Origin of the sequence: Streptomyces sp. NRRL B-24085, from assembly GCF_001282115.1 — a bacterium.
GTDB lineage: Bacteria > Actinomycetota > Actinomycetes > Streptomycetales > Streptomycetaceae > Streptomyces.
In genome coordinates this window covers 1-6,491 of record NZ_LJBR01000048.1, presented here as the reverse complement: position 1 = coordinate 6,491, position 6,491 = coordinate 1, and the positions used below count along the sequence as shown (strand labels likewise).

At 70.3% G+C, this 6,491-nt stretch carries 6 protein-coding genes and 1 pseudogene; 5 read left to right on the top strand and 2 right to left on the bottom strand.

The window, feature by feature from the left end:
* Both AOJ26_RS07215 and hutH read left to right on the top strand, forming a co-directional pair.
* Positions 1-300 (top strand): annotated as a pseudogene (locus AOJ26_RS07215) (diguanylate cyclase); the annotation flags it as partial.
* 80 nt (positions 301-380) lie between these two features.
* A complete protein-coding gene (gene hutH / locus AOJ26_RS07210; protein WP_053847348.1) occupies positions 381-1,919 on the top strand; it encodes a histidine ammonia-lyase in 1,539 nt (512 codons plus the stop codon).
* 48 nt (positions 1,920-1,967) lie between these two features.
* On the opposite strand, the gene AOJ26_RS07205 is transcribed toward hutH, so the two are convergent.
* Positions 1,968-2,750, bottom strand: coding sequence for a hypothetical protein (locus AOJ26_RS07205; RefSeq protein ID WP_053847347.1), 783 nt, complete (start codon positions 2,748-2,750; stop codon positions 1,968-1,970).
* A 42-nt stretch (positions 2,751-2,792) separates the two neighbouring features.
* The gene (locus AOJ26_RS07200; protein ID WP_234358482.1) at positions 2,793-3,095 is read right to left on the bottom strand and encodes a hypothetical protein; all 303 of its coding nucleotides are present in this window, start codon (positions 3,093-3,095) and stop codon (positions 2,793-2,795) included.
* Positions 3,096-3,204: 109 nt separating this feature from the next.
* Between AOJ26_RS07200 and AOJ26_RS07195 the strand changes: the two genes are divergently transcribed.
* The 3 genes from AOJ26_RS07195 to AOJ26_RS07185 form a co-directional block, all read left to right on the top strand.
* Complete coding sequence (locus tag AOJ26_RS07195) at positions 3,205-3,549, top strand: hypothetical protein (RefSeq protein WP_053847345.1); 345 nt, start codon at positions 3,205-3,207, stop codon at positions 3,547-3,549.
* A 206-nt stretch (positions 3,550-3,755) separates the two neighbouring features.
* Positions 3,756-5,021, top strand: coding sequence for a L,D-transpeptidase (locus AOJ26_RS07190; protein WP_053847344.1), 1,266 nt, complete (start codon positions 3,756-3,758; stop codon positions 5,019-5,021).
* 135 nt (positions 5,022-5,156) lie between these two features.
* Positions 5,157-6,491, top strand: a 1,335-nt coding sequence (locus AOJ26_RS07185) for an ABC transporter permease (protein ID WP_053847343.1), incomplete at its 3' end; no start/stop codon positions are given.

Here is a 6,491-nt window from a genome sequence, read left to right as displayed (position 1 = left end):
CCCGCCGACGACGTCGTCAGGGCCGCCGACGAACTCTGCCGGCGGGCCGGGGAGCTGGAGCTGGGGGAGGGCGTGGCCTGCGGGGTCGCGTCCACCGCGGATCCCATCGGGCCCGTGCGGTCCGCCCGGCGGCTCTTCCGGCTGGCCGACGCCGCGCAGTACCGGGCCAAGGCCGAGCGTGCCGACAGGCCGGTCGTCGCGGGGCGCGGCGGGCCCGACGACCCCGTCGTGCGGCTGGCCGACGCCGCTCCTTCCGGGCGGACGGCCGAGCGGCGGACGTTCCGTGGGCGCCCGGCCTGAGGGCCGCGGGTGGTAAGGGGCGTGACCCCGACCCAGTAGTGACATCCTGGAATTCAGTGCGTACGCTCCTGAATATGGATATGCACACTGTGGTGGTGGGGACGTCCGGGGTCACCGCGTCCGACGTCCTTGCCGTGGCGCGGGACGGTGCCCGTGTCGAGCTCGCCGAGGAGGCGGTCGCCGCCCTCGCCGCGGCCCGCGGGATCGTCGACGCCCTCGCGGCCAAGCCCGAGCCCGTCTACGGCGTCAGCACCGGCTTCGGCGCCCTCGCGACCCGGCACATCAGCCAGGAGCTCCGGGCCCAGTTGCAGCGCAACATCGTCCGCTCGCACGCCGCGGGCATGGGGGCGCGGGTGGAGCGGGAGGTCGTAAGAGCGCTGATGTTCCTGCGGCTCAAGACCGTCTGCTCCGGACACACAGGGGTGCGGCCCGAGGTCGCGCAGACCATGGCCGACGTGCTGAACGCCCAGATCACCCCGGTCGTCCACGAGTACGGGTCGCTCGGCTGCTCCGGTGACCTCGCGCCGCTGTCCCACTGCGCCCTCACGCTCATGGGGGAGGGGGACGCCGAGGGCCCGGACGGGGTCGTGCGGCCCGCCGGTGAACTGCTCGCCGAGCACGGGATCGCGCCCGTCGAGCTGCGCGAGAAGGAGGGCCTCGCCCTTCTCAACGGCACCGACGGCATGCTCGGGATGCTGGTCATGGCGCTCGCCGACCTGGACATGCTCTACAAGTCCGCCGACATCACCGCCGCCCTGTCCCTGGAGGCCCTGCTCGGCACCGACAAGGTGCTCGCCCCCGAACTGCACGCCATCCGGCCGCACCCGGGCCAGGGCGCCTCCGCCGCCAACATGCTGGCGGTGCTGAAGGGTTCGGAGCTCACCGGGCACCACCAGGACGATGCGCCCCGCGTCCAGGACGCCTACTCCGTGCGCTGCGCACCGCAGGTCGCCGGGGCCGGGCGGGACACCCTGGCCCACGCCCGGCTGGTGGCGGAGCGGGAGTTGGCGTCCGCGGTCGACAACCCCGTCGTGCTGCCGGACGGACGCGTCGAGTCCAACGGCAACTTCCACGGCGCGCCCGTCGCCTACGTCCTGGACTTCCTCGCCATCGCGGTCGCCGACCTCGCGTCGATCGCCGAGCGGCGCACCGACCGGCTGCTCGACAAGAACCGGTCCCACGGGCTGCCGCCGTTCCTCGCCGACGACGCCGGCGTGGACTCCGGGCTGATGATCGCCCAGTACACCCAGGCCGCGCTGGTCAGCGAGTTGAAGCGGCTGGCCGTTCCGGCGTCCGCGGACTCGATTCCCTCGTCCGCGATGCAGGAGGACCACGTCTCCATGGGGTGGTCGGCCGCGCGCAAGCTGCGCACCGCCGTCGACAACCTCACCCGGGTCCTCGCCGTCGAGCTCTACGCCGCCTCGCGCGCCGTGGAGCTGCGCGAGGGCCTGAGCCCGGCGCCGGCCACGCAGGCCGCCATCACCGCCGTACGCAAGGCGGGAGTCGAGGGGCCGGGGCCCGACCGGTTCCTGGCACCGGACCTCGCCGCCGCCGACGCGTTCGTGCGCGAGGGGCGGCTGGTGTCGGCGGTGGAGGCCGTCACCGGGCCGCTGCGGTAGACAGCGGGAGGGGCCCCTGCCGTACGACCGCGGCGGGGGCCCTCGTCGTCACTTGAGCTTGTCCACCTGGGCGTCGAGCACGGCGGCGGGTACGGTGGCCGCCCTGCCGCTGCCCAGCGAGGCGAAGTCGACCGTGTAGTACGTGGAGACGGTGCTGCCGACGCGGACCACATCGACGTCGAAGGTGGCCGTGCCCTCGTCGTCCGTCCGGGAGTCCACGGCGAAGGCCACCGACTGGTCGCCCTTGCCGGAGGCCTTGCCCGCGGCGACCTTGGTGATCCTGAGCTTCTCGCCGTCGGCCGCGATGCCGAACCCGCCGGAGCAGGCGGCGATCCCGTCGGAGACGGCCTCGACCGCCTTCTCGGCGCCGTCGCCCTCGTAGGAGGACAGGCCCACGATGGTCATGTCGACGTCGAAGGCGCCCTCGACGGAGACCTCGTCGAGGGCCTCGGGGGACGGCGTGGACGTCTGCGAGGTGACGGTGTTGTTCGCGCTCGCGTCGGTGTCGGCCGGCGGGAGGCCGGACAGCGCGTAGGCGAGCGGCGCGCACGCCGGCCTGTCGGCCTTCACGGCGCTCTTGGCCTTCGGCAGGGTCTCGTCGCCCGGGTCGACGTCGTACCCGGCGACATCGCCCTTGGCGAGGAGCAGCTTCTCCAGCTCGGCCGCGCTGCGGGCCTTCGCGGCCGGGGCGTCGCTCGTGCCGGTGCGCGGCGAGGCGGCGGCCTCCATCGTGCCGCCCTGCGGACCCCCGCCGCATCCTGTGACGAGGGCGAGCGACAGCACGCACACGGTCGCCGCGGCGCCGGTGCGCGCCCTCGATGATCTCTTCATGGGCGGACTATGAAGGCCTCGCCAAGAAATCGTCAAGCCCGTTCAAAAACCGAGGCGTTCCCGGCGTACCGAATAGACGACGAAGCCCGCGCCCAGGGTGAGGAACAGGGTGCCGCCGACGACGTACGGCGTGGTGTCGAAGCTGCCGGTGTCGGCGAGCCGGGCGGTGTCCGTGGACGTCTCGGCGCTCGTGGTCGTGGCCCGCGCCTGCGTGGTGGCCTGCACGGACGGCGCTGTTCTCGCCGGGGTGTCCTGGGACGCGTTGGCGGACGGGACGAACCACAGGGCGCCCAGCAGGGTCCCCGCGGCGGTGGCGGTCAGCAACGGACGACGAACGGATGACACGGAATATCGATCCCCTTGTGGTGCTGGCGAATTGGCCGTGTGGGGCGATGTTAGTGAAAGGCGCGGGTCACGGGAAAGTCACGGGAGGCATGGGCTTTACGCTCCGGGCATGAGCACTGAAGAGACATCACGTTTTGTACGGCTTCGAGTGGAACTCGTCGTCGAGGTCGACGACCAGGACGCCGTGACCCGGGCCGCGCTGGCGCGGATCACGGAGGATCCGGACATGCCGGACGACGAACGGTCGCACGCCGAGGGCGCTGTGACGGAAGACACTGCGGAGGCCCTCGCCTATCTCGTGGACCCGTTCGACCTGGTCGGGGAGGTGCCGGGGGTCGAACTGGCCCAGGCGTCCTGGAGCAGCGAGCGCATCGACTACGACCCGGATTCGCCGGACTGGGACCTCGACGAGGATGATGTCGAGGGGGACGAGGAAGAAGAGGTCGTCGGCTGAGCGCGCTGGGGAAATTCGTGACCCCGGGCGGCAACCGCCGTCCGGGGTTTCGTCGTCTCAGGGGTCGCACGGACCGACAGACGCACCTGCCGCCACAGCGGAAGTGGTGTGCCCCACACCTCCTCGCAAGGTGGAACGGGACGAACCGGTCGTAGCGTTTAGGTTTTATTGACGGGGACTCTCGGGGTTTCTGGGATTCGGCAACGATGGAGAAGCGTGTGATGACGGTCAGTAAGCGGCGCAGGGGCCTGACGGTCGCGTCCGCTCTGCTCGGCGGGGTGCTGGTGCTCTCGGCCTGTTCCAGCGGCGACGACTCGTCGTCGAGCGGCGGCGGCAACGACACCTCGCAGGCCAAGGCCGACGAGGCGGCGGCCAAGAAGAGCTCCAAGGCCGAGATCAGGATCACGCCCAAGGACGGCACCGACAACGCCTCCATCAACAACTCCGCCGCCGTCACCGTGAGCAAGGGCACGCTCACCGACGTGACGATGACGACCGCCGACGGCAAGGAGGTCGCCGGCGAGCTGTCCGCCGACAGGACCAGCTGGAAGCCCGACGCCCAGCTGGAGCGCTCGACGACCTACAAGGTCGCCGCCGAGGCCAAGGACGCCGACGGGCTCGCCGCCCACGAGAACGCCTCCTTCACCACGGTCTCCCCGGCCAACAGCTTCATAGGCAACTTCACGCCGGAGAACGGCTCGACCGTCGGCGTGGGCATGCCGGTGTCGATCAACTTCGACAAGGCGATCACCAACAAGGCGGCCGTCCAGAAGGGCATCACCGTCTCCTCCAGCAGCGGTCAGGAGGTCGTCGGCCACTGGTTCAACGCCAACCGCATCGACTTCCGCCCCGAGGACTACTGGAAGGAGAACTCCACCGTCACGCTGAAGCTCGCGCTCGACGGGGTCGAGGGCGCCGACGGCGTCTACGGCGTCCAGCAGAAGACGGTCACCTTCAAGATCGGCCGCAACCAGGTCTCGTACGTCGACGCCAAGACCAAGCAGATGAAGGTCACGCAGAACGGCCAGACGATCAAGACGATCCCGATCTCGGCCGGCTCTCCGGAGAACAAGACGTACGAGGGCACCATGGTGATCTCGGAGAAGTTCAAGGAGACGCGCATGAACGGCGCGACCGTGGGCTTCACCGACGACGACGGCAAGGGCGAGTACGACATCAAGGACGTGCCGCACGCCCTCCGGCTCACCAACTCCGGCACCTTCATGCACGGCAACTACTGGGGCGCCAAGTCCATCTTCGGCTCCGTGAACACCAGCCACGGCTGCGTGGGCCTGTCCGACACCAAGGGCGCCAACGACACCGGCACCGCGGGCTACTGGATGTACACCCACTCGATCGTCGGTGACGTCGTGGTCGTCAAGAACACCGGCGACAAGACCGTGGCCCCGGACAACGGCCTCAACGGCTGGAACCTGAGCTGGGCGGACTGGAAGGCGGGGTCGGCGGTCTGACCCTGGGCCCGTTCACAGCTTTCCGATGCCGTCCTCAGGGGCGGCATCGGTGTTTCCGGGGCGGACCACAGCCTTCTCATGCAGCTCTTATATGCGCCTTATGGAGTCATCACGCGCCGTACCTAGCTTGCGGCCATGTTCTTCACCTACCTGAGGCGCGAACTGCGCCGCCGCAGAAAGGCGGCCCTCGTGGTCGCCTCCGGGCTCGCGCTCGGGATCGCGCTGGTCATCGTGGTCAGTTCCGTGTCGTCCGGCATGGGGAAGGCCCAGGACAAGGTCCTCCAGTCGCTGTACGGGCTGGGCACCGACATGACGGTCACCAAGGCGGCCCAGCCGCAGGCCGGTTCGTCGGACCGGCCGCGCTTCCGGTTCGACGCGCAGGACAACGGCTCCGACGCGGAGCAGAGCAGCGACCGGGTGATGGTCCAGGGCTTCCAGACCCTGTCCTCCTCCACGGTCGCCAAGGTCGGCCGGCAGACCGGCGTCTCGGAGGCGGTCGGCGGGCTGAGCCTCCAAGTCGTCAAGATCAACGGTCAGTTCACCCGCGGCGAGTTCCAGCAGAACGGCAACGGGGGCGGTGCGGGCGGCTTCGGCCGCAACGGCGGCGGCACCGGCCAGCCGCAGGGTGAAGTGCAGGGCGGCGGCGCCGACTTCGACGTCGACAACTACTCCGTCTTCGGCACCGACGTCACCAAGACGGCCCTCGGCCCGCTGACCTCCTCCAAGATCACCAGTGGTCGCGGGTTCAAGTCGACCGAGACCGCCGCCAAGGTCGCCGTCGTCGACTCCGCGTACGCCAAGGAGAAGAAGCTCAAGGTCGGTTCCACCCTCACCGTCAAGAGCGCCAAGTTCAAGGTGATCGGCCTCGCCACCGCGGACAGCGGGGACGCGGCCGCCGACGTCTACGTCCCGCTCACCCAGGCGCAGACCCTCAGCGACTCGAAGAACAAGGTCACCACGATCTACGTCAAGGCGACCGACTCCCAGAAGATCGACTCCGTCAAGTCGGCGATCCAGAAGAACATCTCGGGTACGACGGTGACGACCTCGGCGGATCTCGCGGACACCGTGTCGGGGTCGCTGTCGACGGCGTCGTCGCTCGCCTCGAACGTCGGCAGGTGGCTGTCGATCGCCGTGCTCGTCGCCGCGTTCCTCGTCGCCGGACTGCTGACCTCGTCCGCGGTGTCGCGCCGGGTGCGGGAGTTCGGCACGCTCAAGGCGCTGGGCTGGAAGTCGGGGCGGGTGACCCGGCAGGTCGTCGGCGAGGCCATGGTCAACGGGCTGCTGGGCGGAGCGCTGGGTATCGCGCTCGGACTCGCGGGGGCGTACGTCGTCACGGCCGTCAGCCCCACGCTGCAAGCGCAGTTGGGAGGCGGCGGCGGGGGTGCCGGTGGCCCCGGCGGCGGGGGAGGCTTCGGCGGGGCCGGACGCCAGGTGGCCGCCAGGACGCTGGACGTGGCCCTGACCGCC

Bases quoted from the DNA above. Each gene is read 5' to 3' on its own strand.
- AOJ26_RS07190 (WP_053847344.1), top strand. From the start codon at position 3,756: ATGGAGAAGCGTGTGATGACGGTCAGTAAGCGGCGCAGGGGCCTGACG.
- AOJ26_RS07195 (WP_053847345.1), top strand. From the start codon at position 3,205: ATGAGCACTGAAGAGACATCACGTTTTGTACGGCTTCGAGTGGAACTC.
- AOJ26_RS07205 (WP_053847347.1), bottom strand. From the start codon at position 2,750: ATGAAGAGATCATCGAGGGCGCGCACCGGCGCCGCGGCGACCGTGTGC.
- hutH (WP_053847348.1), top strand. From the start codon at position 381: ATGCACACTGTGGTGGTGGGGACGTCCGGGGTCACCGCGTCCGACGTC.